25 protein-coding genes are annotated in these 26,524 nt (G+C 70.3%); 13 read left to right on the top strand and 12 right to left on the bottom strand.

The features are described 5' to 3' along the window. Positions 1-97 precede the first annotated feature (97 nt). Complete coding sequence (locus tag MTE01_RS11115; RefSeq protein WP_281285410.1) at positions 98-907, top strand: Cof-type HAD-IIB family hydrolase; 810 nt, start codon at positions 98-100, stop codon at positions 905-907. A 4-nt stretch (positions 908-911) separates the two neighbouring features. Here MTE01_RS11115 and MTE01_RS11120 read toward each other — a convergent pair whose 3' ends face one another. Continuing rightward, positions 912-2,114, bottom strand: a complete 1,203-nt coding sequence (locus MTE01_RS11120) for a trans-sulfuration enzyme family protein (RefSeq protein WP_141377528.1) — start codon at positions 2,112-2,114, stop codon at positions 912-914. Between the two features lie 130 nt (positions 2,115-2,244). On the opposite strand from MTE01_RS11120, the gene MTE01_RS11125 reads away from it, so the two are divergent. Together MTE01_RS11125 and MTE01_RS11130 are read left to right on the top strand one after the other, a co-directional pair. Continuing rightward, a complete protein-coding gene (locus MTE01_RS11125; protein WP_141377711.1) occupies positions 2,245-3,696 on the top strand; it encodes an amino acid permease in 1,452 nt (483 codons plus the stop codon). A 118-nt stretch (positions 3,697-3,814) separates the two neighbouring features. Continuing rightward, complete coding sequence (locus tag MTE01_RS11130; RefSeq protein ID WP_141377530.1) at positions 3,815-5,137, top strand: flavin monoamine oxidase family protein; 1,323 nt, start codon at positions 3,815-3,817, stop codon at positions 5,135-5,137. A 75-nt stretch (positions 5,138-5,212) separates the two neighbouring features. Here the strand turns inward: MTE01_RS11130 and MTE01_RS11135 are convergent, their stop codons facing one another. Further along, the gene (locus tag MTE01_RS11135; protein WP_103205828.1) at positions 5,213-6,076 is read right to left on the bottom strand and encodes a sulfurtransferase; all 864 of its coding nucleotides are present in this window, start codon (positions 6,074-6,076) and stop codon (positions 5,213-5,215) included. 184 nt (positions 6,077-6,260) lie between these two features. Between MTE01_RS11135 and MTE01_RS17465 the strand changes: the two genes are divergently transcribed. Further along, a complete protein-coding gene (locus MTE01_RS17465) occupies positions 6,261-7,229 on the top strand; it encodes a GNAT family N-acetyltransferase (RefSeq protein WP_170210684.1) in 969 nt (322 codons plus the stop codon). A gap of 88 nt (positions 7,230-7,317) precedes the next feature. On the opposite strand, the gene MTE01_RS11145 is transcribed toward MTE01_RS17465, so the two are convergent. From MTE01_RS11145 to MTE01_RS11160, 4 genes are all read right to left on the bottom strand, one after another. After that, positions 7,318-7,539 carry a hypothetical protein gene (locus tag MTE01_RS11145; protein ID WP_103205829.1) on the bottom strand — a complete coding sequence of 74 codons (222 nt, stop codon included), beginning with the start codon at positions 7,537-7,539 and terminating at the stop codon, positions 7,318-7,320. 21 nt (positions 7,540-7,560) lie between these two features. Then, the gene (locus MTE01_RS11150) at positions 7,561-7,974 is read right to left on the bottom strand and encodes a VOC family protein (protein ID WP_141377532.1); all 414 of its coding nucleotides are present in this window, start codon (positions 7,972-7,974) and stop codon (positions 7,561-7,563) included. A 53-nt stretch (positions 7,975-8,027) separates the two neighbouring features. Beyond that, complete coding sequence (locus MTE01_RS11155; RefSeq protein ID WP_141377534.1) at positions 8,028-9,017, bottom strand: DNA-3-methyladenine glycosylase family protein; 990 nt, start codon at positions 9,015-9,017, stop codon at positions 8,028-8,030. A 72-nt stretch (positions 9,018-9,089) separates the two neighbouring features. Next, positions 9,090-9,809 (bottom strand): winged helix-turn-helix domain-containing protein, encoded by a 720-nt coding sequence (locus MTE01_RS11160; protein ID WP_141377536.1) that lies wholly within the window; start codon positions 9,807-9,809, stop codon positions 9,090-9,092. A 435-nt stretch (positions 9,810-10,244) separates the two neighbouring features. Between MTE01_RS11160 and MTE01_RS11165 the strand changes: the two genes are divergently transcribed. The 7 genes from MTE01_RS11165 (at position 10,245) to MTE01_RS11195 (ending at position 17,377) form a co-directional block, all read left to right on the top strand. Continuing rightward, on the top strand, positions 10,245-10,544 hold the full coding sequence (locus MTE01_RS11165; RefSeq protein WP_116239305.1) for a GNAT family N-acetyltransferase: 300 nt from the start codon (positions 10,245-10,247) through the stop codon (positions 10,542-10,544). A gap of 91 nt (positions 10,545-10,635) precedes the next feature. Further along, positions 10,636-10,845 (top strand): hypothetical protein, encoded by a 210-nt coding sequence (locus tag MTE01_RS11170; RefSeq protein ID WP_103205833.1) that lies wholly within the window; start codon positions 10,636-10,638, stop codon positions 10,843-10,845. A gap of 1 nt (position 10,846) precedes the next feature. Continuing rightward, on the top strand, positions 10,847-11,164 hold the full coding sequence (locus MTE01_RS11175) for a hypothetical protein (RefSeq protein WP_103205834.1): 318 nt from the start codon (positions 10,847-10,849) through the stop codon (positions 11,162-11,164). Between the two features lie 118 nt (positions 11,165-11,282). Further along, positions 11,283-12,437, top strand: coding sequence for an exonuclease SbcCD subunit D (locus MTE01_RS11180; RefSeq protein ID WP_103205835.1), 1,155 nt, complete (start codon positions 11,283-11,285; stop codon positions 12,435-12,437). Beyond that, positions 12,434-15,526: an AAA family ATPase gene (locus MTE01_RS11185; RefSeq protein WP_141377538.1), complete on the top strand. Its 3,093-nt coding sequence runs from the start codon at positions 12,434-12,436 to the stop codon at positions 15,524-15,526. Before MTE01_RS11180 ends, MTE01_RS11185 begins: the two co-directional genes overlap by 4 nt. Before the next feature lie 86 nt (positions 15,527-15,612). Next, on the top strand, positions 15,613-15,795 hold the full coding sequence (locus MTE01_RS11190) for a hypothetical protein (RefSeq protein WP_103205837.1): 183 nt from the start codon (positions 15,613-15,615) through the stop codon (positions 15,793-15,795). 79 nt (positions 15,796-15,874) lie between these two features. Then, positions 15,875-17,377 (top strand): MFS transporter, encoded by a 1,503-nt coding sequence (locus tag MTE01_RS11195; RefSeq protein WP_246078262.1) that lies wholly within the window; start codon positions 15,875-15,877, stop codon positions 17,375-17,377. Between the two features lie 24 nt (positions 17,378-17,401). Here the strand turns inward: MTE01_RS11195 and MTE01_RS11200 are convergent, their stop codons facing one another. From MTE01_RS11200 to MTE01_RS17090, 4 genes are all read right to left on the bottom strand, one after another. Then, positions 17,402-17,959 (bottom strand): phosphorylase family protein, encoded by a 558-nt coding sequence (locus MTE01_RS11200; RefSeq protein WP_103206406.1) that lies wholly within the window; start codon positions 17,957-17,959, stop codon positions 17,402-17,404. 159 nt (positions 17,960-18,118) lie between these two features. Further along, positions 18,119-19,063: an aldo/keto reductase gene (locus tag MTE01_RS11205; protein WP_141377540.1), complete on the bottom strand. Its 945-nt coding sequence runs from the start codon at positions 19,061-19,063 to the stop codon at positions 18,119-18,121. A 75-nt stretch (positions 19,064-19,138) separates the two neighbouring features. Then, the gene (locus MTE01_RS17085) at positions 19,139-19,282 is read right to left on the bottom strand and encodes a hypothetical protein (protein ID WP_170210685.1); all 144 of its coding nucleotides are present in this window, start codon (positions 19,280-19,282) and stop codon (positions 19,139-19,141) included. Then, positions 19,279-19,476 (bottom strand): hypothetical protein, encoded by a 198-nt coding sequence (locus tag MTE01_RS17090; protein ID WP_103205839.1) that lies wholly within the window; start codon positions 19,474-19,476, stop codon positions 19,279-19,281. Before MTE01_RS17090 ends, MTE01_RS17085 begins: the two co-directional genes overlap by 4 nt. Before the next feature lie 99 nt (positions 19,477-19,575). Here MTE01_RS17090 and MTE01_RS11215 point away from each other — a divergent pair, with 99 nt between their 5' ends. Continuing rightward, positions 19,576-20,073: a DUF427 domain-containing protein gene (locus MTE01_RS11215; RefSeq protein WP_116239300.1), complete on the top strand. Its 498-nt coding sequence runs from the start codon at positions 19,576-19,578 to the stop codon at positions 20,071-20,073. A gap of 45 nt (positions 20,074-20,118) precedes the next feature. On the opposite strand, the gene MTE01_RS11220 is transcribed toward MTE01_RS11215, so the two are convergent. Beyond that, the gene (locus MTE01_RS11220; RefSeq protein WP_141377542.1) at positions 20,119-22,179 is read right to left on the bottom strand and encodes an NAD(+) synthase; all 2,061 of its coding nucleotides are present in this window, start codon (positions 22,177-22,179) and stop codon (positions 20,119-20,121) included. Positions 22,180-22,288: 109 nt separating this feature from the next. Between MTE01_RS11220 and MTE01_RS11225 the strand changes: the two genes are divergently transcribed. Further along, on the top strand, positions 22,289-25,882 hold the full coding sequence (locus MTE01_RS11225; protein ID WP_141377544.1) for a TM0106 family RecB-like putative nuclease: 3,594 nt from the start codon (positions 22,289-22,291) through the stop codon (positions 25,880-25,882). On the opposite strand, the gene upp is transcribed toward MTE01_RS11225, so the two are convergent. Further along, positions 25,867-26,499 carry a uracil phosphoribosyltransferase gene (gene upp / locus MTE01_RS11230; RefSeq protein WP_103205842.1) on the bottom strand — a complete coding sequence of 211 codons (633 nt, stop codon included), beginning with the start codon at positions 26,497-26,499 and terminating at the stop codon, positions 25,867-25,869. The two genes, MTE01_RS11225 and upp, sit on opposite strands and share 16 nt — an antisense overlap. Positions 26,500-26,524 lie beyond the last annotated feature (25 nt).

Raw genomic sequence — 26,524 nt, forward strand, 5'->3', positions numbered from 1 at the left:
CTCACCCGTGTGTCACCCCCGTGTCGGGACCCACCTCGAGCCCCACGTCGGGCGCCTCGGGCCCGGACATCGGTGAGCCGCCTGGGAGGATGGAACCGTGCCCCACGACATCCGCCTCATCGCCGTCGACATGGACGGCACCCTCCTCGACGGTGAGGGGAACATCCCCGCACCACTCTGGACGCTCCTGCCGCGCCTGGCGGAGCGCGGGGTCGCCTTCGTGCCGGCTTCGGGGCGACAGCTCGCCACACTGCAGCGCTCGTTCGGCGACGCGGCCGGTGAGATGACGTTCATCGCCGAGAACGGTGCCTACGTCGTGAGCAAGGGCGTCGAGGTGTCGTCCGACAGCATCGACCGCGTCGTCGTCGAGCGCGTCATCCGGCACCTTCGCGACCTGGGTCAGCGGGGGTACGAACTGGGTGTCGTGCTGTGCGGGAAGCGTTCGGCGTACATCGAGCGCACAGACGATGCCTTCCGTGCCGAGGCCGACGCGTACTACGCGGCCCTCGAAGCCGTGGACGACGTGCTCGCGGTCGACGACGACGTTCTCAAGATCGCGATCTACGACTTCGCCGTGGCCGAGCACAGCGTCGCGCCCGCCCTGGATGAGATCGCCCGTACGCACCGCGTCGTGGTGTCGGGGCGCCACTGGGTCGACATCATGAACGTCGACGTCGACAAGGGCGCGGCCCTTCGCCGCCTTCAGAAGGCCCTCGGCCTCACGTCGGCGCAGACGGCGGCGTTCGGCGACTACCTCAACGATCTCGAGATGCTGGATGCCGCGGACTGGTCGTACGCGATGCGTGAAGCCCATCCCGAGGTCGTCGCGCGCGCCCGATACCGTGCCCCCTCCCACCTCGACCACGGCGTGCTGACGACCATCGACGAGTTGTTCCCCGACGCCTGAGCGCTCAGACCTCCGACGCCTCCAACGCCGCCGCGAGGTCGGCGAGGAGGTCGTCGGGATCTTCGAGCCCGACCGACAGGCGCAGGTGTCCGTACCGTCGGAACTCCTCCGGGTAGGTCGCCGTTCGCGGCCCGTCGGCGGCGGTGTGCACGATCAGGCTGTCGTCGTGCCCGAGCGAGAAGCCCGAGGTGATCAACCGCAGGTGCGCGACGAAGCGGTTCTGCGCCTCGGGACCGCCGTCGATGGCGAAGGCCAGCATTCCGCCGTACCCCCGCCCGCCGAACTGGCGTCGCGCGATCCCATGCTCGGGATGGGACTCGAGCCCCGGGTAGGCGACGAACGCCACCCGCGGGTCGGCGTCGAGGAATGCGGCAACTCGCTCCGCCGACGAGAGGTGCTGGCGCAGGCGCAGGGGAAGCGTGACCGATCCGCGCTCGATCATCCACGCGTTGAAGGGCGAGATCACCCCGCCGACGTCGACCATCGCGTCGGCCTTGATCGGCTCGATCAGCTCGGACCTTCCGATCACCGCCCCGCCCATCGCATCGCCGTGTCCGTTGATGTATTTCGTCAGCGAGTGCACGACCAGGTCGGCGCCGTCCGCCAGCGGTTGGTAGAACGGCGGAGGGGTGAAGGTCGAATCCACCATGAGCAGGGCCCCGGCGGCATGGGCGATCTCGGCGACGGCCGCGACATCGGTCACCTTCGTCGTCGGGTTCGCGATCGCCTCGACGCACACGAGCCGTGTCTCGGGTCGCATGGCCGCGCGGACGGCATCCGGATCCGAGATGTCCACGAAGGTGGCCCGGATGCCGTAGCGCCGGGGGAGCAGCTCGGTCCACAGACGCCAGGTCGCTTCGTAGACGACATCGCTCACGACGACGTGATCGCCCGCGCTCACGTGCGTGAAGAAGACCGCGTGAAGCGCGGCGACGCCCGAGGCGAGGGCCACGGCCTCTTCGCCGCCCTCGAGGGCGGCGAGCTTGCGCTCCAGCGCGAGTTGGTTGACGCCCGTATTGCGCGTGTAGAGCCCGGGCGCGGTGGCCGACCAGCTGATCTCGCTCGGGTCCTCGGGTAGCTCGTACGAGTTCGACATGACCAGCGGCGTGCGCAGCGCCCTCGTGCTGTCGAGCAGCTTGCCGCCGTGCACGGCGAGGCTCGCCTCGGCGAGGGTGCCGCTGTCGGTGCGGTCGGGGCGTTCGGCCATGACGGCGTCCTTCCTGTCGCACCTTCCGGACTCGGTGCGCGCGCCTCGATCAGCGTAGCCAGCGCTCATGAACTACTCTGACCTGCGGTCGCCCGAACGCGCGGGCTCGAGGACGAATGCGAGATCCCTCATGAACCGACCCTCGGGTCCCTCCGTCGAGACCGCCGGGTCGTCCGAGTCGCGGCAGCTCCGTCGGGCGATGAATGCTCGCCACCTCGTCATGATCGCCCTCGGCGGCGTCATCGGGTCGGGACTCTTCCTCAGCTCGGGGTACACGATCGCGCAGGCGGGTCCGCTCGGCGCCGTGCTCGCGTACCTGCTCGGTGCGTTCGTTGTGTGGCTGGTCATGGTGTGCCTGGGCGAGCTCGCGGTGACCTACCCCGTGTCGGGCTCGATCCACATCTACGCCGCGCGCACCATGGGGCCGGCGACCGGCTTCGCCACGGCCTGGCTGTACTGGCTGTGCTGGGTCGTGGCTCTCGGGTCGGAGTTCACGGCATCCGGGATCCTCATGCAGAGGTGGTTCCCGAACGTCGATGTGTGGGTGTGGTGCGTCGTCTTCGCCGCCATCCTGTTCACCCTCAACGCCATCTCGGCGCGGGTGTTCGGCGAGACCGAGTTCTGGTTCGCCCTCATCAAGGTGCTCGCGATCGTGGCGCTCATCGTCCTCGGGGGCATGGCCATCTTCGGCTTCACCCCTCTGTCGTCCGAGCCGCACGAAGCGGTGCTGTTGAGCAACTTCGTCACGCCCGAGGGGCTGCTGCCCGCCGGTCTGGGCGGCGTGCTCATCACCTCGCTCGCCGTCTTCTACGCCTTCAGCGGTGCCGAGATCGTCGGAGTCGCCGCCGGTGAGACGAAGGACCCCGCCCGCAACATCCCGCGGGCCCTGCGCTCGACGGTGCTCCGCCTGCTCGTGCTGTTCGTCGGGTCGATCGTCGTGATCGCCGCCCTGTTGCCGTACGACGAAGCCGGCGTCAGCGAGAGCCCCTTCGTCGAGGTTTTCGACATCGTCGGGGTGCCGTATGCCGCCGACATCATGAACTTCGTCGTCATCACCGCCCTGCTCTCGGTCGGCAACAGCGGCCTGTACTCCTGTGCGCGCATGCTGTTCTCGCTCGCCGAAGAGGGATATGCGCCGCGGGCGTTCACGAAGCTGACGCGCCGTGGCATCCCGATGGTGGCTCTGGTGGTCAGCCTCGCGATCGGCCTCGTCTCGCTCATCACGAGTGTCGTCGCAGCCGAGACGGTGTACATCGTGCTCGTGTCGATCGCCGGGTTCGCGGCCGTGGCGGTGTGGATGGCGATCGTCGCTGCGCAGTTCTTCCACCGGCGCGCGTTCCTGCGCGAGGGCGGCGACCTCTCGACCCTCGCGTACCGCACGCCGTTGTACCCGCTGGTCCCGATCCTCGCGTTCGTGCTGCTCACCGCGTCGATCGTGGCGATCGCGTTCGACCCGAACCAGGTCGCGGCGCTGTACTTCGGCATCCCGTTCGTGGGTCTGTGCTATCTGTTCTTCTGGTTGCGTTACGGCCGCCGGGGCCTCGCGCCCACGCGCCGCGACGAAGAAGCGCCCGTCGCCTGAGCCGAGAGGGGCTGTACACCGCGTCCAGTCCTGCCCCTCCCGAGCGCCGGGGTGGCGGATGCCCGGACCCCGCTGCCCGCAGTAGCGTCGCCGCAACACCGAGCACGCGGGAGGACCCATGGAAACCGTCGACACCGTCGTCGTCGGGGCGGGGGTGGCGGGACTCGCCGCCGCTCGCCTGATCGCGCGGGGCGGGCGCCGGGTCGTGGTGCTCGAAGCCCGCGACCGGGTGGGCGGACGCGTCTTCACCGATCGCTCCGGCGGGCACGTCACCGACCGCGGTGCCTCATGGATCCACGGCATCAACGACAGTCCGGTGGCCGCCGCGGCCCGCGCCTTCGGCATGCCCATGATCGAGTTCACCGTCGGCGGCTACCAGCCCGACTCCCGGCCGCTGGCCTACTTCGACGCGCGCGGAGGTCGACTCGGCACCGATGCGATACGGCAGTACGCCGCCGATATCCGCGCGCTCAATGCGACACTCGCAGAGATCATCGCCCAGGCGGGTTCCGAGGCGACCTACGCCGAGGCCGTCGAGCGCGCCCTGGCCGCGCAGGAGTGGGATGACGAGCGCAAAGAACGCGTGCGCGAGTACAACGAACGCCGGGCCCAGGAGCAGTACGGCGTCGGCGCGAGCGCGCTCGGTGCGCACGGCCTCGACGACGACACCGTCGACGGCGACGAAGTGGTCTTCCCCCGCGGGTACGACGAGCTCGCGACGAATCTGGCGGCAGGCCTCGATGTCCGCCTCGAGCACGTCGTGTCGCGCATCGAGCGCTCCAGCGCCGGCGTCGTCGTCGAGAGCGACCGCGGAGCTCTCGCGGCGCGCGAGGTCGTGGTGACGGTACCCGTCGGCGTGCTCCATGCGGGCGATCTGATGATCGAGCCCCCTCTTCCCGAGGCGCATCGGCGAGCCCTCGGTCTGCTTCGCATGAACGCGTTCGAGAAGGTCGTGCTGCGCTTCGCCGAACGATTCTGGGATGCCGGGGTCTACGGCATCCGTCAGCTCGGCGACGAGGGGGAGTGGTGGCACTCCTGGTACGACCTCGGACGACTCCACGACGAGCCGGCGCTACTCACCTTCGCGGCCGGCCCCGCCGCGGTCGCCACGCGCACCTGGAGCGACGAGCAGATCGTCGCCTCGACGCTGACGCAACTGCGGCGGCTGTACGGGAAGGCCGTGCCCGACCCGACGAGCGCGATCGTCACCCGCTGGCAGGACGATCCGTTCTCGCGGGGCTCGTACGCGTTCATGCTCCCCGGTTCGATCGGCGCCGACCACGACGATCTCGCGGAGCCCGTCGACGGCGTCCTGCACCTCGCCGGTGAGGCGACGTGGGGCGACGATCCCGCGACCGTCCCCGGCGCCCTGCTGTCGGGGCACCGGGCGGCGCAGAACGTGCTCGGTGCGAAGATTCCGGTCAGCGACCTCTGGGCGTAGCCGCGGAGCCCGTGCCCCGGCAGGCTCAGCCGCCTTCGTGCAGTGCGGCCGCCGTGACGGAGCTGCGCGACCGCTCTAACGAGGCTCGGGCCCCGTCGCCACGGGCAGCTCGGGGTGGTTCGACCACTGACTCCACGAGCCCGGGAACAGTCGAGGCTCGAAGCCCGCGAGGCTGAGCGCAACGGCCTGGTGCGCCGCGGTGACCCCGGACCCGCAGTAGACGCCGACGCTCATGCCGTCCTCGGCGCCGAGCATGCGGAACCGCGACCGCAGGTCTTCGGGCGAACGGAACCGTCCGTCCTCGCTCGTGTTCTCGGTGGTCGGTGCGCTCACCGCTCCCGGGACGTGGCCTGCGCGCGGATCGATCGGCTCGGTCTCGCCGCGGTAGCGCTCGCCCGCCCGCGCGTCGAGCAGCAGTCCGTGTTCCGCGAATCCGGCGACGTCGTCGAGCGCGAGCGACGGGAGTGCCCCGTAGGAGAGTTCGACGGATCCGGGTGCCGGGGTCGCGGCATCCCCTTCCTCCGTCTCGTAACCCGCATCGATCCACGCGCGCAGGGCGCCGTCGAGCAGACGCACGTCGGCGAAGCCGGCAGAGCGCAGGAGCCACCAGGCCCGGGCGCTCGCCATGTTCTTCGCGTCGTCGTAGACGATGACGGTATCGCCGGCGTCGATCCCCCATCGACGTGCCGTCGCCTGCAGATCGTCGATGGAGGGGAGCGGATGCCGACCTTCGGTGACGGGAGCGTCATGGTCGGCGAGGTCGTGATCGAGGGCGACGTACTGCGCCCCGGGGATGTGGCCCGAGCGGTAGTCCGGGCGCCCGTCGGGGCGGTCGAGGCGCCACCGCACGTCGAGCAGGCGGACCGGTCCGCCATCGTCGTAGCGGCCGGTGGCGAGGGCGTCGTGCAACTCTTCGGAGGTGGTGAGGATCGAGGCCATGTGTCCAGTCTGTCCTCTCGGCCCGAGCAGCCAAGACACGGGGGCGGTCGCCGGCTCCATCAGCATCTTCGGTAGGTCGCCCATCGGCGGCATCCACCGGTCTCACGTGTTGGTCGTCGGGGCCTTCCGCGAGCAGGCGCGGGCCGAGAGCGAGCCCAGGGGGGCAGCGTTGTACGGTCGAAGGATGCCCGTCTCCGTGCACCGTTCGCCCGTCGCCGACATCGCCCCGCTCACGCTCTACCGCATCCTCTGGATGCGCGTGGCCGTCTTCGTCGTCGAGCAAGAGGCCGCCTACCCCGAGATCGACGGGCGAGACATCGAACCCGGCGCCGAGTTGCTCTGGGCCGCAGACGGCGACGAGGTCCTCGCGACGCTCCGTGTGCTCCGCGAGCCCGCCAACACGCGCATCGGTCGCGTCGCCACCGCCCCCGAAGCTCGAGGCCGCGGCATCGCCGCCCAGCTCATGCGAGCGGCGATCGAGGTGCTGGATGCCGAGGCCCCCGGCATCCCGATCCTGCTGGATGCCCAGGCCCACCTCGCTCCCTGGTACGGGCGGTTCGGCTTCGTCGTGTCGGGCGCGCCCTTCGCCGAGGACGGGATCCCGCACGTGCCGATGCGGCGCACGCACCTCGCCACCGAGCGTCTGGTCTTGCGCGAGTGGACGCGCTCCGACGACGATCGCGCCTTCCTCTTCGACATGTACCGTCGTTCCCAGGTGCGGCGGTATCTCGCCGACGGTCAGGTCATGACGGATCCCGCCGAGGTCGACGTCCTGCTCGACCGCTGGCAGGGGATGGGCGCGGGGATTCTCGGCGTGCGCGGCGTCGAAACCGCCGACGGGAAGCGGATCGGTTCGGTGCTGCTCAAGCGCATCCCGTGGTCGGAGGCCGTCGCGACCGGTCGCGACGAGGAGATCGAGCTCGGCTGGCACTTTCACCCCGATGCCTGGGGACACGGGTACGCGACCGAGGCGGCATCCGCGGTGCTCTCCCTGGCCCATCGGCACGGCATCGATCGCGTCGTCGCCGTGACCAACCCGGCGAACACCGCCTCCGGTGGCGTGGCGGGGCGCATCGGAATGTCTGCCGCGGGCCTTACGAGGGACTACTACGACGCGGAGTGCGAACTGTACGTCTCCGATGGGCGCGCCTAGGGGCCGTCCGTGCGATCCGGCCGGCGTCCACCGGTCGCGGTCCACTTCGACGGGTCGGGCCCGCCGGCGCCGTGCTCGCGTTGCGTCGTCAGAGGTGGATGCCGTTGTCTTCGTCGTTGACGCCGACGTTGCGGCCGCGGCTCGATTCGTAAGCGATCAGCCATCCCACCGACACCGCGGCGGCGATGACGATGCCGAGCCACACGTTCTGCCACACCAGTCCGAAGAGCACGCCGAGCCCGAGGAGCAGCAGACTCCCGAGCACCCAGTAGGTGCGCCCTCGCGGCCAGCCGGTTCCCGTCTGCGTCATGCGCCCAGCCTAGGGGAGTGCTCAGTCGCCCTCGCCGACGGCGACCATCCACGCGACGCCGAAGCGATCGACGAGCGTCCCGTAGAGCCCGCCCCACGGCGGCACGTCGACCGGCATGTCGATCCGGCCGCCCGCCGCGAGAGCGTCGAACCATTCGCGCAGCGTGTCCTCCTCGTCGCCGGTGAGCGCCAGAGAGAAGCCGCCGACGGGGGAGACATCCATCCCCGAGGGCGTGTCAGAGGCCATGAGGACGAAACCCCGGGGCGTCCGCAGTCGCGCGTGCATCACGAGATGCCCCTCGCCCTCGCCGACGGGCATCTGGAAGTCGTCGAAGCTCGCGACGTCGAGTTCGCCCCCGAAGACCGAATGGTAGAACTCCATCGCCTCGCGCGTGCAGGAGCGGAACTGCAGGTATGCCACCAGTGCGGTTGTCATGCCGCCAGTGTGCACCGTCGAGCCGAGACTGTCACCCGGCACGGTGAGCTCGCTCAGCGGTCTCGGTGGTCTTCGGGATGGAGTCGGGGGCCGCGGCGCGGCTCGAGTGCGGAGCCGGCGTAGATGAGACGGATGACGCGCTGGCGGTGTCCAGAGAAGGGCTCGAGCAACTCGAGCATGCCGTCATCATCGGTACGGTGCCCGGTGAGCGCGAAACCGACTTGGTGAGCGAGGTGGTAGTCGCCGACGCTCACGGCATCCGGATCGCCGAAAGCGCGGATGCGCGTCTCGGCACTCGTCCAGATGCCCACGCCGCGGAGGCTGATGAAGACGCGGTCGCGGGCCTCGCCGTCGGCGGCCGTGCTCGCCGCGCGCACGATCGAGGCGCCTCGACGGGACGTCTCGACGATCGTGCGGGACTGCGGCGGCTCGAGACCTGCGCGATGCCACGCCCACGAGGGGATGAGACGCCAGCCGTCGACGGTCGGTGGGGCGAACATCGGGCGCGGGGTCGGCCCGGGTGCGCGCTCGCCGTACCAGGTGACGATGCTCCGCCACGCGGAGAAGGCCTGCATGCTCGTGACCTTCTGCTCCATGATCGCGCTGACGAGCGCGTCGAAGACGAGGTCGGTGCGGCCGATGCGCAGGTCGGGGTGCCGGCGGTGCCACTCGGAGACGGAGGGATGCCGCGACGCGTCGAAGCCGTCCGTATCGTCATCGCGGCCGCACAAGGCCGGCACCTGGTCGAGGGCCCACTCGGCGCCCGGCCCCCAGGCCGCGGCCCGGACGGTACCGGCCGCGCTCTGTCTCAGGGCGAGGGTCGCGACGCCCAGCGGGGTGCGGCTGGCCCGCCAGACGATGCCTCCCGCCGACAGAGGGGTCGACGCGGTGAATGTCGGGTCGTTGCGGCCGTGCCGCTGAGCGAGGACGGCACGACCGACGTCCGTGGCAACCGTCGGTCGGTACTCGGACTCCACCGGCTTCTCGACCGAGGCGGCGAGCTCGCGCGGTATCTGCCGCGTGCGCACCCCGGTCGATCTCATGCCGACACCCTACGTCGCCCCACCGACAACGCGGCATCCGGGGCGATCGCGGCCGACCGGTCGAGCCGCCGCTCAGAAGCGGTCGGGCGAAGGGGTTCCGTGGCCGTAGCGGATCGACACGTCGGCGTGACGGTCGAAGCGGTACCCGACGCCGCGCACGGTGCGCACGATGTCCTCGTACACGCCGAGCTTCGCCCGCAGACGGCGCACGTGCACGTCGATGGTGCGCTCACCCGGGGCTTCGTCGTCGGTCGAGCCCTCCCAGAGTGATGCCACGAGCTCGGTGCGCTCGATCGTGCGACCCTCACGGAGCACGAGGTACTGCAGCAGCTCGAATTCCTTGAACGTGAAGGCGGCCGATTCGCCGTCGATGAGGACGCGCTTGCGTGAGATGTCGACCACGACACCGCCAGGCGCGCGATCTTCCTCAGCGGGCTTGTCCTTCGTGCGGGCGACGGCGGACGGCTCGTGCAGCGCGAGGCGCACGACATCGACATCGCGGCCGCCTGAGCCGACGGGGGCGAGGGCGACGGTGGCGTAGGTCTCGGCGGCAGGGGCCAATTCGCCGAGGGTGCGGCGCAAAGCCTCGACGAGAGTGCCGAGGCTGACGCCCGCGGCGGCGGCCTTGGCCTCGTCGATGCCGACGTAGAGGGCGAATCCGCGCGGGGCGGTCGTCGCGGGCGCGGCAGGACGTGCCGCGGGGGCGGCGCTCGTCACTCCCGCCGTGGCGCGGGGAGTGGCGGGACGGACGGCGGTGGTCGCGGGGCGGTCGAGAACGGCGGAGATCGACATGAGGAGAAAGTCCTTGGGTGTGTGAACCCGGGCGTCAACGAGAGCGGGGTTCGACGGGAGGTAGAGGCCGAGGGGCCGGAGTGCGGTTGTCGGGGTACGCGTGATCGACGCGGACGTCAGACGACCGGAGACAACGTCGGTGTTCAGAAACCGAGGTGGTCCGAGCGAGGGTCGCTGTTAGCGGCACATTCGACAACACATCGCAACGCGGCCGGGCATCATCATGCCGGCAGTCCTGTTCGCCTCCCGGGCGGACAGAGAACGCGCGTTGAGAGTCATGGGGGGATTATGACGCAGGACGTCGGACTTCGTCAAATCGCACGAGGTGCTCGAGTATGGAGCATCCTGCTCAGATCGGGTGGCTTCCTGGGGCCTCGGACCGTGCAATCTGCGCGAACAGAGCCGGGGGGTCGTCATCGGCGTAGCCTCTCGACCATGGCCGATCTGCTTTTCGCCGACGATAAGACCGCGTCCCGCTACACCCTGCACAACGGAGACGACCTCGTCTCCGTGCTCGACTACCGCGACGACGGACGCACCGTCGCTCTCACGCGCGCGTTCACCATCCCCACCTTCCGCGGCCACGGGTACGCGGCCGTGATCACCGAGCGGGCGGTCGATGCGATCGAGGCGGCGGGCGACCGTGAGATCTTGCCCGTCTGCTGGTACGTGGGGGAGTGGTTCGAGTCGCACCCCGAGCGCGCGGGCCTGCTGCACCAGCGCCCCGCGGGCTGAGTCCGGCGCCTACGCAGCCCGTGAGCGGTCGTCAACCCCTGCCCGGTCGGATGCCGGCGAGACGAAGCTGTACCCGGAGAAAGGGGAAGTCATGACAGACGACCGCGACCTGCCCGAGGGCGTCATCGACGCCGACCCCGCCGGTGGCTGGGAGAGTGGCGCCGTCGCAGACGGCGAGACCGCAGAACAGAACGAGCACGCGAAGGGCTCGCCGCGACTGAACGACGCGGAGCCCTCGGACCCCATCGAGGGGGATGCCGCCAGCCAGGGCATCGACCCCGATCTGAGCACGGAGGACTGACATGTCGGATGACACCCGGGCGCCCCAGCCCAGCAGCGGCCCCGGCGGCGGCGCCGACGCGGCGGACTCGGTGGGCGGCGCTGTCCACCAGGACCGCAAGCTCTCGCACCCCGACGAGCAGTCGGAACCGGCGATGGACATGCATGCGACCGACGACACTGCCCGTATCCAGGGCGTCGTCGTGCAGACGCGTGCCGACGTCGGGGACAAGAGCGAGGAGCGGATCGCCGACGTGCTGCGCCAGCGCTTCCTCGACATCGGTCTCGACCTGGGCGACGACCGTATCCGGGCACTGGCCGCCGAGGTCGCCGGCTCCTGACCCAGCGATAGCGCCTCGCCCCGGGAACACCCGGCGGTGGGGCGTTTTCGCGTCTGCGGGGAGCGTGGTCGGGCGTTTGCTGCGAGCCGATGTCGGAGGGGCGACGTACCGTGTCTGCATGCGGATCCTGCACACCTCCGACTGGCACATCGGGCGCTCCTTCCACGGGCACTCGACGCTCGACGCACTGGGCAGCGTCCTCGAAGCCCTCGTCACGCAGGTCCGCGAGCATGCGGTCGACGTGGTGATCGTCGCGGGCGACGTCTTCGACTCCGCCGCCCCCTCCGCGGCCTGCTACCCGGTCCTCTCGTCCACTTTGGCGGCGCTCGCCGATGCCGGCGCACGGGTCGTCGTCACGAGCGGCAACCACGATTCCGCCGCCCGCCTCGGTTTCCAGTCCGCTCTCCTTCGGAAGGAGATCACGGTCGTCACCGATCCCCGTTCCGTCGGCACCCCGGTGACCGTCGACGACGAGGACGGTCCCGTGCACATCTACGGCATCCCGTACCTCGAGCCCGCCATCGTTCGCCACCTCTGGGACGGCGTCGAGCTGCGCAGCCAGGCGCAGACGATGCAGCACGCGCTCGACCTCGTCCGCGCCGACCTCGGCGAACGCGGCGGGCGTTCGGTGGTCGCGGCGCACTGCTTCGCCGCGGGGGTCGATGCCACCCCGGGAGTCGAACGCGAGATCCGACAGGGCGGCCTCGACGTCGTCCCGCTCCCCGCGTTCGACGGGCCCGACTACGTCGCCCTCGGCCACATCCACGGTCGTCAGCAGTTGTCCGATCGCGTCCGTTACGCCGGCGCCCCGGTGCACTACAGCTTCGGCGAGGCAGGAAAACCCCGTGGTTCGTGGCTGGTCGACCTCGACGCCGAGGGGCTGGCCGACGTGACCTGGCTCGATCTGCCGGTGCCCCGTCCGCTCGTGACGCTTCGCGCCCGCCTCGACGAGCTGCTCACCGACGAGCGCTTCGCAGGCCACGACGAGCACTGGGTGCGCGCCGAGTACACCGATTCCACGCCTCAGCCCGATCCGATGCGGCGACTGCAGTCGCGCTTCCCCTGGTGCGCGACGGTGGTCCATCTGCCCGCCGAGACGCAAGCCGACGACGGCGCCGGGTACGCGCGACGTGTGCGCGCCGCACGCGACGACGCCGAGATCGTCGATACGTTCCTTGCTCACGTCCGTGAAGGAGAGGGGGCGTCCGAAGCCGAACGTGCGCTCATCCGTGACGTGCTCGACGCGCGGTCCGTCGCGGAGGCGAACGCATGAAACTCCACAGCCTCGTCCTCGAAGGGTTCGGTCCGTTCCTCGAGGCGCAGACGGTCGACTTCGACGCGTTCACGCCAGACGGCATCTTCCTCATCACGGGGCGCACGGGCGCCGGTAAATCGAGCGTGCTCGACGGTGTCTGCTACGCCCTCTACGGAGGCGTGCCGCGATACGACGGCGCTGACCGCCGGTTGCGCAGCGACCACTGCCGACCCGACGACCCCACGCGCGTCACGCTCGAGTTCAGCGCGGAGGGGGAGCGGTGGCGCATCACCCGCTCGCCCGAGTTCGAACGTCCGAAACGGCGCGGTGGGGGGACGACGAAGGAACCGCACCGCGCCCTCCTCGAGATCCTCGCCCCCGAGGGCTGGACCGGAGTGGCCGCACGGCCCGTCGACGTCGCCGCGCGCCTCGACGAGATCCTGGGCCTGACCCAGCAGCAGTTCCTGCAGGTCATCCTGCTCGCGCAAAACCGGTTCGCACGGTTCCTGCTCGCCAAGAACGACGAGCGCCTGAGCCTGCTGCGAACGCTGTTCGGGACGCGCTCCTTCGAGCAGTACGCGGCCGACCTCGACGAGCGTCGCAAGAGCGCGGCGCAACGTCTCGCTGCCGAGGGCGTCGAGGTGACGACGCTTCTCGACGAGGCGGAGCGTCTTGCCGGCGAACTCGATCCCGAAGACGACCTCGCCGCCGCCGAGGTCGTCGAGACCCCGGCAGGTGCACCCGTCAGCGTGAGCGAACGGCTGGCCCTCGTCGTTCGAGCCGTGGAACGCACCGACTATCGCGTCGAGACCGCCGCGCGAGAGCGCGACGACAGCGATGCGCGACTCGATCGGGCCCTGGCCGCTCAGCGGGAAGCGGCCACGCTCCATGAACGCCAGCAGGATCGATCGCGACTGCGGGACCGTCTGGCGGTTCTCGAGGCGGACGACGCGCGCATCACCGCCGCGCGCGAGGAGTCGCGCTGCGCGGCCGAGGCCGAGACGATGCGGGCCGCGATCGATGCGGCCGAGATCGCACGGAAGGCGCTCGCATCCGCCGTGGACGCCGCCGACACGGCGAAAGAGAAGGCCGGTCTGCTCGGGGAACCGCGTAGCGCGGGCGCCGCCGTCGGACCCTCGACGGACACGACGGCGAACCCCGCCCCTCCCGGCGGAGCCGCCCTCGATCGGGCCGTTCTCGTCGCCCGCGACGACGAGCTCACCGCGCTGCTCGCGCGGGGACAGTCCGCCCTGAGCGCCGAAGCCGAGCTCGACGTCCTCGAGGCTGAGCTCGATCGGCTCACGACCCTGGTCGCCCGGACCGCCGCCGATCGCGATGCTCTCGTCGAGGGACGAGCCGAGGTTCCCGAGGCCCTGCGTGCTCTCGACGAGCGCCTCGAACAGCTCGCCGGCGCCGAGACCCGCAAGACCACCGCGACGAGCGCACGCGACGACCTGGTTCGCCGCGTGCAGGCCGCGCGCCGTGCGGCGCAGCTGCAAGACGAACGCGATCAGGCCGATCTCGCATCCCTGGTGCGCGCCGACGAGGTACAGCGCGCCGTCGACTCGTGGACCAGCCTCCTGCGTCGCCGACTCGCAGGCGCGGCCGTCGAGCTGGCCCATGACCTCGTCGACGGAGAGCCGTGTGCCGTGTGCGGTGCACGGGAGCACCCCGCTCCCGCTCGCGGCGACGAAGAGCCCGTGACCGATGACGAGATCACCGCCGCAGAAGACCGCAAGAACGCGGCGGTCGAGCAGGACCGACTCGCCTCCGACGCTGCTCGCGTCGCGCGTGACGCTCACGCGCTCGCCGCAGCCCTGGCTGGGGGAGAAAGCGTCGAAGCCCTCGAGGAGAGGTTGGCTCGGGCCGATGAGGCGCTCGCGGCGGCCTCGGCCGAGGTCGCCGAGCGCGAGAGCCTCCACGCGGAACGGGCGCGCGTGGTCGACCTCGATGCGGCGGTCGCCTCGCGTATCGACGCATTTACGAGCAGGCTCGCGAGCACGCGACAGGATCTCGCTCTGGCCGAGCAGAGGGTGACGGGTCTGCGTAGCGAGGTGGCCGCCGCGCGGGGAGACTTCGACAGCGTGACCGCTCGCCAGAGCGATCTGCGTTCCCGGCAAGATGCGGTGCGCGAGCTGGTCGCGGCAAGAGACGCGGTCGAGGCGGCGGCCGCGCACGAGCTCGAGGCGGCGGACACGGTCGCGTCGCGCGTGGGCGAGAGCTCCTTCGCCGACGTCGACGCCGTGATCCGGGCGCTCCGGCCGGCAGCCGATCGCCGTCGCCTCGATACCGCCATCGCCGAACACGATGCGGCGAGAGCCTCGGTTCGCCAACGGCTGCTCGAGCTCGAGCTCCTCCTCGTCGATGCACCCGATGACCCCGTCGACCCCGCCCCGTACGCCGAGGCCGTCGCCCGCGCCCGCGAGGTCGTCCAGCAGACCACCGCTGCGCATTCGTCCGCTCGGGTTCTCGCGGATCGGCTGAGAGGGCTCGCCCAGCGCGCCGACGACGCTCACGCGGCTGTGGCGGCGCTTTCCGACGAGCACGCCGTCATCGCTCGACTTGCCGATACCGTCGCCGGGCGTGCGCCGAACACACGTCGCATGACCCTCGAGACCTTCGTGCTCGCCGCCGAGCTCGAAGAGATCGTGGCAGCGGCCAACCTGCGCCTCGACGACATGTCGTCCGGTCGCTACCGTCTTCAGCACACCGACGCCCTGGCCGCCCGCGGAGCGGCGAGCGGACTCGGGCTCGAGGTGGTCGACGCGTTCACGGGGCAGAGCCGGCCCCCGCAGTCGCTGTCGGGCGGTGAGACGTTCCTCACCTCCCTCGCGCTGGCCCTCGGCCTCGCCGAGGTGGTGACGGCGCGAGCGGGCGGCATCCGGCTCGATACGCTCTTCATCGATGAGGGCTTCGGCTCGCTCGACGACGACACGCTCGACCTCGCCATGCGGACTCTCGACGAACTGCGGCAGGGTGGGCGAACGGTCGGCGTCATCAGCCACGTCGCGGCGATGAAAGACCAGCTCCCCGCGCAGCTGCACGTCACGGCCACGCCCAGGGGACCGAGCGTGATCCGACAGGACGCCCCGGCGCTGATGGCCTGAGAGGGGCCGCTTCGCCGGACGGCAGGCCCAGGGGGGGAGAAGCCCGGGCCGGGTCATCTGCCAGCCTTCCGCTCTAGGCTGGGCATATGCGCAAGAGCACCCTGTGGACCATCCTCGGCGTCGTCGTCGCCGTGATCATCGCGTGGGTTCTGGTGAACATCCTGTTCTCGCTCATCGCGTTCGTCTTCCGCCTCCTCGCCGTCGCGGTCGTCGCGCTCATCGTCTTCTTCGTGCTGCGCGCGGTCTTCGCGCGCCGAGACGCCGACTGACGCGTTCGTCCCGAGGTCATCGCGCCCCGGCGCGCAACCCCGGATCGGGTGTCCGAGCCCCGGAGTACCGTCGGCAGCGATGACTCCTCCATCTTCCGCGCCCACGGATTCCGCCCATCCCCCCACCCGCGACATCGTGCTGTCACCGAAGCACCGGTGGCGCGCCTACTGGGTGGCGGTCGCGGTCGCCGCGTTGACGATCCTCGACCTCACCAAGGTCAACGTCGCGCTCCCCTCGATAGAGGCGGCGCTGAATGCCGGTCCGACCGAGCTGCAGCTCGTGGTCTCGGGATACATCCTCACCTTCGGGCTGGTGCTCGTCCCGGCCGGACGCTTGGGAGATCTCCGTTCGCGACGCATGCTGTTCCTCGTCGGGCTCTCGCTGTTCCTCGTCACGAGCCTGGCGTGCGCTCTCGCCCCGAACACGACCGTGCTCCTCGTCGCGCGCCTGCTGCAGGGCGTCGCCGCCGGCATTCAGATGCCTCAGGTTCTCGGTCTCGTGCAGCAGCTGTTCCAGGGCAAGGAGCGAGGCCGCGCGTTCGGCCTGTTCGGTGCGACGATCGGCATCGCGACGGCCTTCGGCCCCACACTGGGCGGTCTGCTCATCGCCCTGGGCGGAGACACCGACGGCTGGCGCCTCATCTTCTGGATCAACGTCCCGCTCGTCGCCATCGTCATCGCCCTGGCGGCGTGGCTGTTACCCGACACGCGGACCAGGTCGCACCGCAAGCTCGATCTCGATCCGGTCGGTGTGGTGCTCTTCGCGCTGACGATCCTGTCGCTCATGTGGCCGTTCCTGTTCACCACGGGGAGCCCGGACGACAACCCGCACCGTTGGTGGTTCCTGGTGGCGTCCGTGATCTTCGCCGCGGGGTTCGTGTTCTGGGAGCGCCGCTATGCAGAGCGGGGACGGATGCCGCTCATGCCGTTCGCGATCTTCTCGTTCTCGTCGTATCGCAACGGCGTGCTCATCTCGACCGCTTATTTCTCCGCGGTCCCCGCCATGTTCCTGCTCGGGACGCTCTTCCTGCAGGGCGGTCTGGGCCTCGAGCCGGTGTTCGCCGGGATGGTCACGATCGGTTTCGCCGTCGCATCCGCGTGGAGTTCGTGGATCGGCGGAAACCTCGTCACCAGACTCGGGCGCCCGCTGGTGGTCTGGGGCATTGTGGGCATGGTCGTCACCGCCGGGGGCCTCGTCCTGGCCGCTCTCTTCACGCCCCCGGAATGGACCCCGTGGGCGATGGCCGCCGTCATGACCTTCGGCGGCTTTGCGGGCGGTCTCGTCATCTCGCCCAACCAGACGCTCACCCTCGCCGAGATCCCCGTGAAGAGCGGCGGTGTCGCGGGATCCGTGGGGCAACTGGGGCAACGCATCGGCACCGCGGTCGGCACGGCCATCGCCCTCGCTCTGTTCTATGCGACGGTCTATCGCGAGCAGGCCAGCGTCGACGACGCGGCCGTGCTCTACCACGATGCCTACGCGTCGGGCATGATCACGGTGGGCATCTTCCTCGCGCTCGCGCTCGTCGTCGGCGTCACCGATCTCGCGGGTCGCGCGCGATCGGGGTCGCAGACACCCTAGGCGCGCGCGATCCCCGGAGCGGAATCAGACGCCGTAGCGGGCGCGGATTTCGGCGCGCAACTCGTGGCTGCACCGTTCGACGACGTCGTCCCACAGTTCGGTGGCGCCGTCCTGTGCCCGGTCCGAGACGGCGCGCAGGATGCGGATGGGCACGCCGAACTGCTGCGCGACCCAGATCAACGCGTACGACTCCATGTCGACCAGGCGGGCACCGAGGCCGCGAATGAGGCGCACGGCTTCTGCGTCGTCGACGAAGTGGTCTCCGGTCGCGATGACCATGCCTTCGGAGCCGGTCTCGACGCGGGACGGAAGCGACACATGCTCTCCGAATGTGCCGTCCAGGCCCTTCACGTCGTGCTGGATCGCTGCAGCGATGTCGTAGATACCGCCCTCGACGTCATCGTCGATCGCTCCCGCCGTGCCGACGACCACGATTTCGTCGTAGTCTCCCTCGCACAGAGCCCGCGTGAGCGCGTAGGCGGCGGGGATCTTTCCGACGCCGGTGAGCAGACGCTCGAAACCGGGGATCTCCGCCTCGAAGGCGATCAGTTCGGACGCATGGGCGGCAACGAGGAGCTTCACGTCCTCATTCTCGCCCACTGCGGGTGTCGACGCAGCGAGTCCCACCGCGAGGAACGCCCGCCGTAGGGGGGGAACACGCTGCACGCGGATCCCCGTACGGCGGGCGTTCCTAGGTCGAGGGAGCAAAGGCGTGGGCTGTACCCGCGCATCCCGCCCTCCTCAGCCCTGGGCGGCCTCCGACACCGACGACAGGTGCGCGACCTCGTCGGCCGTCAGCTCGAGAGAGGCGCTGGCGAGAAGGTCCGCGACCTGCTCCACCTTCGAGGCGCTCGCGATGGGAGCGGCGACGGTCGGCTGGGCACGCAGCCACGCGAGGGCCGTGGTCGCGATCGAGGCACCGTGCGCGTCGCCGACCTCTTCGAGCGCGTCGATCAGCGCCAGTCCGGCCGGAGTGGCCAGCTTCGCGGCGCCTTCCGCGCGGGGTGAATCGCCCCTCGTGTCGGCCGAACGGTACTTGCCGGTGAGGAATCCGCTCGCGAGCGCGTAATAGGGCACGAGTGACATGCCGTGCTGCTCGGCCACGGGCACGATCTCGCTCTCGACCTCGGTGCGGTGCACGAGGTTGTAGTGCGGCTGGACAGCGACCGGGAGGTCGGCTCCCGATGCTTCGGCCAACGAGATCCACTCGCGGATGCGCGCCGCGGTGTAGTTCGATACCGCCACGTACCGCACGAGTCCGTCGCGCACGAGGTCGGCGAAACCGGCGACGGTCTCTTCGAGAGGCGTCTCCGCGTCGTCGAAGTGGGCGTAGTACAGGTCGATCGAGTCGACGCCGAGACGCGTGAGCGAGGCTTCCGCGGCGGCGCGGATGTTCGTCGCGCTCAGCCCACGGAACTCGGGGTGCTGGCTGACCTTCGTGGCCACGACGACGTTCTCGGGCTTGCGGGAGGCCAGCCACTCGCCGATGAGGGTCTCGCTCTCACCGCCCGAGTTGCCGGGCACCCAGGCGCTGTACGCGTCGGCGGTGTCGATGAAGTTCCCGCCCCCGGAGTGGAAGGCGTCGAGAACCGCGAACGAGGTCTCGCGGTCGGCGGTCCAGCCGAAGACGTTACCGCCCAGGGAGAGGGGGAGGATGTCGAGGTCGCTGCGTCCGATACGCGTCATGATGCCCTTCCTATCGAAATCGTTGACGTGAGGGTCAACGACGACGACTCGAGGACATTCCCGCGACGCGCGGGTTCAGCTGCCTCCGGAGAGGATGCCGATCAGTCCGCTGACGAGCAGCCACAGGCCGATGCCCGCCCCGGCGATCCAGATGACGACGGTGCCCGCGGGGTACTTCTTCTTCCCGTCGGAGCCACCCGGGGTCTCGGGGGCGCTCACGAGCGCACCATCGTGATGATCGAGACGATGAGCACGGCGAGACCTCCGATGACGGCGATGGCGGCGATGATGGGTCCTCCGCCGGCGAGGTAGGCGATGACGCCGAGGGCGAGGAAGAGCAGAGCCAGCACGATGCCGATGATCTGGTAGACGCGATAGCGCCGGCTGACCGGCGTGGTCTGGTGTTCGCTCACGGTGCCCCCTCCGCTCCAGGCTACCGAAAAGCTGTGCGCCTCCTGAGCCGATAGGCGGGGAATCGCCCGAGTATGCGGATCGCGGCGTACCGTGGGCGCATGCCACGCCCCGTACCCGACCCCGTCCTCCCCGGCCAGGAATCCGTGTGGGATTACCCTCGTCCTCCACGGGTGGAGCGCGTTCGCAAGCGCGTGCAGATCGATTTCGGCGGCGTGCGCATCGCCGATACGGACGACGTCGTGAGGGTGCTCGAGACCAGCCACCCGCCCGTCTACTACGTGCCGATCGCCGCGTTCGGCGATGCCCTGACCCTCGGCGAGGGCGCCTCGTTCTGCGAGTTCAAGGGCGGCGCTCGATACTTCGACGTGCACGGCGGCGGGGGAGCGGTCGCACCTCGGGCAGCCTGGAATTACCCGCACCCCATGCCGGGGTACGAGCTGCTCGAAGACCGCGTCGCCGTCTACGCGGGCCCCATGGATCGTGTCGTCCTGGGCGGCGAGACGGTCCAGCCCCAGCCGGGCGGCTTCTACGGCGGCTGGGTCACGAGCGATCTCGCCGGTCCGTTCAAGGGCGTCCCCGGCTCGATGGGGTGGTGACCCGCGCCGCGAGGCGCCGAGAGGACCGCGACCGGATGCCGTGACTCAGTCGCCGCGGAAGGCCTGCGGCACGGCCGCGTGCAGGTCGGCGAGCCACACCCGCGCGTTGCCGTCCGAGGGGGCGCGCCAATCGCCGCGCGGCGAGAGCGACCCCGCGGGCGACACCTTCGGCCCGTTCGGAGTCGCGGAGCGCTTGAACTGCGCGAACCCGAAGAAGCGCGTGAGGAACACCTCGAGCCATTTCGCCACCGTGACGAGGTCGTACGTCGGACGCCCTCCCTTGGGGTAGCCGGGAGGCCAGGCACCGGCATCTGGATCCTGCCAGGCGTGCGCCGCGAGGAAGGCGATCTTCGACGGTCGGAAGCCGAACCGCAGCACGTGGTAGAGCGTGAAGTCGTGAAGGTTGTAGGGGCCGATGCGGTCTTCGGTGGACTGCATCCGGCCGTCCTGCCCCGCCGGAACCAGCTCGGGGCTGATCTCGGTGTCGAGGACGGCCTGCAGAACCTGCACGGTGTCGTCGCTGAGCTCCCCCGACGAGATCACCCACCGGATGAGGTGCTGGATGAGCGTCTTGGGCACCCCGGGATTCACCGAGTAGTGGCTCATCTGATCACCCACGCCGTAGGTGGACCACCCGAGCGCGATCTCCGACAGATCGCCCGTGCCGACGACGATCCCGCCGTTCTGATTGGCGAGGCGGAAGAGGTAGTCGGTGCGCAGGCCCGCCTGCACGTTCTCGAAGGTGACGTCGTGCACGGGTTGTCCCGAAGCGAAAGGGTGCCCCATGCGCGAGAGCATCTCGGTCGCCGCGGGGCGGATGTCGATCTCTTCGATCGAGGCGCCGACCGCCTTCGCCAACGCGATGGCGTTGCCCTTGGTCTTCTCGCTCGTCGCGAAGCCGGGAAGCGTGTAGGTGAGGATGTCGCTGCGCGGACGCCCCATCCGGTCCATGGCGCGCGCGATGACGAGCAGGGCGTGCGTGGAATCGAGTCCGCCACTCACTCCGAGCACGGGCCGCGGGTTGCCGATCGCCTGCAGGCGTTGCACAAGGCCCGACACTTGGATGTTGAACGCCTCGTAGCAGTCCTGGGCGAGGCGGGCGGGGTCGTCGGGGACGAACGGGAAGCGATCGACGGCGCGGCGCAGGCCGAGGTCGATCGCGGGCGGGGCGAGCTCGAACGTCACCGAGCGGAACGCGGGGGCCGTCGTGCGGCGGTTGTCGTCGAACGTGCCCTGACGCAGGCGATCCTGACGGAGTCGGTCGAGATCGACGTCGGCGACACTGCGCCGCGGTCCGTCGGGGAAACGCTCGGTCGTGGCGAGCAACTGCCCGCCCTCGTAGATCATGGTCTGGCCGTCCCACGAGACGTCGTTGGTCGACTCGCCCTGGCCCGCGGCCGCGTAGACGTAGGCGGCGAGGCACCGCATCGACTGCGACTGCGAGAGCAGGTTGCGGTCGTCGGCGCGCCCGATCGTGATGGGGCTGCCCGACAGGTTCGCGAGCACGGTCGCCCCGGCCAGCGCTGCTCCGGACGAGGGCGGGATCGGTACCCACACGTCTTCGCAGACCTCGGCGTGCACCGTCAGACCGGGCACGTCGACCGCCTCGAAGAGGAGGTCGGGGCCGAACGGCACGGTCTCGCCCGCGACGCGGATGTGCTGGCCGGCCTGATCGTCTCCGCGGGCGTACCAGCGATGCTCGTAGAACTCCCGGTAGGTGGGCAGATACGCCTTCGGGGCGACGCCCAGCACTCGGCCGCGGTGGATCATGACCGCGCAGTTGAACAGGCGGTTGCCGTGGCGCAGCGGCGCCCCGACGAGCAGCATCGGGAGGAGGTCTGCGGATGCCAGCACCAGGCGCTCGAGGGCCGTCTCGACGGCGTCGAGGAGGGGATCCTGCATGACGAGGTCGTCGATGGCATAGCCGGTCAGACACAGCTCGGGGAAGACCGCGACGGCGACCCCCTCGGCGTCGCAGGCGCGCGCCGAGTCGAGCACGGCATCGGCGTTCGTGGCGGGGTCTGCGACCGCGACGGGGATCGTGCACGCGGCGACGCGCGCGAACCCGTGCCGGTACACGTTCTCGAACGGCAGATCGGTGATCACCCCCTCAGTCTGTCAGCACCCTCGGACACCGTGCAGCCCGGTTGCGGGAGCGACCTGCCTGTGGACCGGCGGCAGCCGATGTCGGTGGCCCCGATTAGCGTGGAACACCATGCGGTACATCGAGCAGAACGGGCGGATCGTCTGGAGCGCCAGCGACCTCAAGGCGGCGGCGGAGTGCGAGTTCGCGTGGCTGCGCGCCATCGACGCGAAGATCGGGCGTATCGCCCCCGTCGACGATCCCGAGGACGCCACCCTCGAGCGCGCGGCCCGCTTGGGGACCGCGCACGAACTGCGTGTGCTCGCCGACGACCGCGCCCGCTTCGGCGCGGCGGTGCGCGAGATCCCCGCGGCGCGATCGTCCGATGCCGAGGCGCTCGCCGAGGCGGTGCGCCTCACCGACGAGGCGCTCGCCGACCCGTCCGTCGAGGTGGTCTACCAGGCCGCTTTCGCCACCGACGAGTTCGTCGGGTTCGCCGACTTCCTCGTGCGTGAACCGGAGACGTCGTCCGACGGAACGCGCCGGTGGATCGTGCAAGACACCAAGCTCGCGCGCCGGGCGCGCGTGACGGCGCTCATGCAGCTCGCCGCCTACGTCGATCAGCTCGATCGTCTCGGCGTACCGCGCTCCGACGAGGTGCAGCTGCTGCTCGGCGACGGGTCGACGAGCACGCATCGCGTCGACGATCTGCTCCCCGTCTTCGGCCTGCGCCGCGAGCGTCTGCGCGCCCTGATCGCCGACCGCCGGGTCGACCTCGGTGTCGCCGGTCCCGTGATCGCGTGGGGCGATTCGCGCGGCGATCTCGGCGTCATCGCGTGCGGCCGGTGCGCCACGTGCGAGCTCGAGGTCGTCGCCCACCGCGACCTGTTGCTCGTCGCGGGCATGCGGCCCGTCCAGCGCGATCGACTGCGCGCGGGTGGCATCGAGACGATCGACCGATTGGCGGCTGCGTCCGCACCGCCCGCGGCCATGAGCGCCGACACTTTCGCGTCGCTGCGCACACAGGCGCGCCTGCAACTCGAGAGCCCCGCCGGGGTCCCGGGCGCTGACGCGACCGCTCACGCCGTGCCGACGTTCGAGGTCGTCGCGCCGAAGTCGCTCGGCGTGCTGCCTCGGCCCGACCACGGCGACCTCTTCTTCGATTTCGAGGGCGATCCGCTCTACACCGAGGGTGTCGGCACGCACTGGGGCATCGACTACCTCTTCGGGTGGGTCGACACCCGAGAGAGCTATGGAGCCCTCTGGGCGCACACCTTCGACGAAGAGCGGGTCGCGCTCGAGCGTTTCCTCGACATGGTCGCGCTGCGCCGCCAGCAGTACCCGGGCATGCACATCTACCACTACGCCCCCTACGAACCGACGCACCTGCTCGCGATGGCCGCCCGATACGGTGTCCGCGAGGCCGACGTCGATCGGCTTCTGCGCGACGGTGTCTTCGTCGATCTGTACCCCGTCGTCCGGAGGGCGCTGCGGGTGGGGTCCCGTTCGTACTCGATCAAGAAGCTCGAGCCCCTTTACATGGGCGACGAGGTGCGTACGAGCGACGTGCAGCGCGGCGACGACTCGATCGTGAAGTACGTCGAGGCCCGTGCGCTCGCCGCCGACGGCGATTCGGTCGCCGCACAGCACGTGCTCGACGACCTCGCCGACTACAACCGCTACGACTGCGTCTCGACGCGGCGCTTGCGTGACTGGCTCGTCGATCGCGCTCGGGAGTCGGGTGCCGTGCCCTCGCCCGGGGCTGAGCCCGACGAGCAGGTCTACGAACCGTCCCCCCGAGCGACCGCTCTGCAGAGGTGGGCGGCCGAGGCGACCGCTCCCGGTGCCGCCGACCCCCGTCCCGCCGACCCCGGTGCGATCGGAGCGGACGCGACCGCGCTCCGCCTCGCTGCGGCCGCCATCGACTACTACCCCCGCGAAGAGAAGACCTACTGGGCGACGCACTTCCTGCGTCTGCGCGAACCGCTCTCGGTGTGGGAGGAGACCCGCGATGTCGTCGTGATCGACGCTGAGCGCTCGCGCGTGGTCGAAGACTGGCATTTCCCGGAGTCGGGCCGCGGATCGCAGCGTCGCCTCGTCGAGCTCCGCGGTGAGGTCGCCCCCGGAACGCGCCTCAGCGTCGACGGCGAGCCCTACGCGGTCTACGACCTTCCCGCGCCCTTTCCGCTCGAGACGCGCCCTCGATGGATCCACGGCGCGCGCCGGGTCACCGTGCGCGAGGTGCTCGACGACGGGGCCATCGTCGAAGAGACCGCCGCCGACGGCGCGACCTGGGACGATCTGCCGCTCGCGCTCACCCCGCCCGCGCCTCCGCGCGCGGGCAATCAGCAGAAGGCGATCGACGCGTGGGCCGATGCGGTCCTCGCGGCCGCTCCGCGCATCCCCGAGGGAGCCGCCGCCGACATCCTGCGCCGCATCCCTCCGCGCACGCTGTCGGGGTCTCTCTCGCCGGTCACGAGCGTCGACGGAGCAACCGGCGACGACGAGGTCACCGCCATCGCTCGCAGCGTCGCCGACCTCGATCGCAGCTACCTCGCCGTCCAGGGCCCTCCCGGTACGGGAAAGACCTACGTGGGTTCGCACGTGATCGCACGCCTGGTCGCCGAGCGCGGATATCGCATCGGGGTCGTGGCGCAATCCCACGCGACCATCGAGCACATGCTCGATCAGGTGATCGCGGCCGGTGTGCCGGCATCCCGGGTCGGAAAGGCTCCGAAAGACCCGGGCGCTCCGCATGCCTTCACCGTGCTTCCCAAGAACGGCGTCGCGGCGTTCACCGCCGAGAACGTCTCGACCGGCTTCGTCGTCGGGGGGACCGCGTGGGACTTCAGCCACGAGGCGCGCATCCCGCGCGGGAGTCTCGACCTCCTCGTCATCGACGAGGCAGGACAGTTCTCGCTCGCCTCCACGATCGCCGTGTCGCTCGCGGCGCAGCGTCTGCTTCTGCTGGGCGACCCGCAGCAGCTGCCGCAGGTGAGCCAGGGCACGCACCCCGAGCCCGTCGACACCTCGGCCCTCGGCTGGATCATCGACGGCGCCGAGGTCGTGCCGGAGGAGTTCGGCTACTTCCTCGCCCGCACGCGCCGCATGCATCCCGCCATCGCCGAGCCGGTGTCACGGCTGTCGTACGAGGGGCGTCTCGCTGCGCACCCCTCCACCGCCCTGCGTCGTCTCGACGGCGTCGAGCCCGGCCTGCACGTCGTTCCGGTGCGGCACAGTGGCAACTCGACGTTCTCGCACGAAGAGGCCGCCGAGGTCGCGCGCGTGGTGTCCGAACTCGTCGGACGCGAGTGGACGGGCGCCGAGGGGGGAGCCGGAGATTCCGCCGCCGTGCTCGAACCCCGCGCGCTGCGGGCAGACGACATCATCGTCATCACCCCGTACAACGCTCAGCAGGTCGCCGTCGAAGAAGCTCTGGCCGCCGCGGGCTTCGCCGACGTGCCGGTCGGTACGGTCGATCGGTTCCAGGGCAAGGAGGCGGTCGTCGCGATCCTGACGCTCGCCGCGTCATCGGGCCGGGAGGCGCCGCGCGGGCTGGAGTTCCTGCTGCTGCGAAACCGCATCAACGTCGCGATCTCGCGCGCGATGCAAGCCGCCTACGTGGTGTACTCGCCGGCCCTGCTCGACGATCTACCGCGGACCCCCGAGGGGGTCGCGCGGCTCAGTGGATTCGCTCGACTGGTGGGCGATCAGGCCGTGCCGTAGAGGCGGTCGCCCGCGTCACCGAGACCGGGCACGATGTAGCCCTTCTCGTTGAGGCGCTCGTCGACGGCACCGAGCACGAGGGTGACGTCGTGGCCCTCGACCTGCTTCTCGATCGCCGCGACGCCCTCGGGCGCGCCCAGCAGGCAGATCGCGGTGACGTCCTGCGCGCCACGCGCGAAGAGGAACTTGATGGCCGCGCCGAGCGAGCCGCCGGTCGCGAGCATGGGGTCGAGCACGAAGCACTGGCGGTCGCTGAGGTCGTCGGGCAGGCGCTCGGCGTAGGTCGTCGGCTCGAAGGTCTCTTCGTCGCGCACCATGCCGAGGAAGCCGACCTCGGCGGTGGGGAGGAGCTTCACCATGCCCTCGAGCATGCCGAGGCCGGCACGCAGGATCGGCACGACGATCGGGCGGGGCTCGCTGATCTTCACGCCCGTGGTCGTGGTGACCGGGGTCTGGATCTCGACCGGGTCGACGCGTACGTTGCGGGTCGCCTCGTAGGCGAGGAGCGTCACGAGCTCCTCGGTGAGCTGGCGGAAGACCGGAGACGAGGTCTGCACGTCACGCAGCACCGTGAGCTTGTGGGTGATGAGCGGGTGATCGGCGACGTGGACACGCATAGGCTCAAGGCTAACCGCTCCACCC

The sequence above is a fragment of the Microbacterium testaceum genome, assembly GCF_006539145.1.
In the GTDB taxonomy this organism is placed as follows: Bacteria; Actinomycetota; Actinomycetes; order Actinomycetales; family Microbacteriaceae; genus Microbacterium; species Microbacterium testaceum.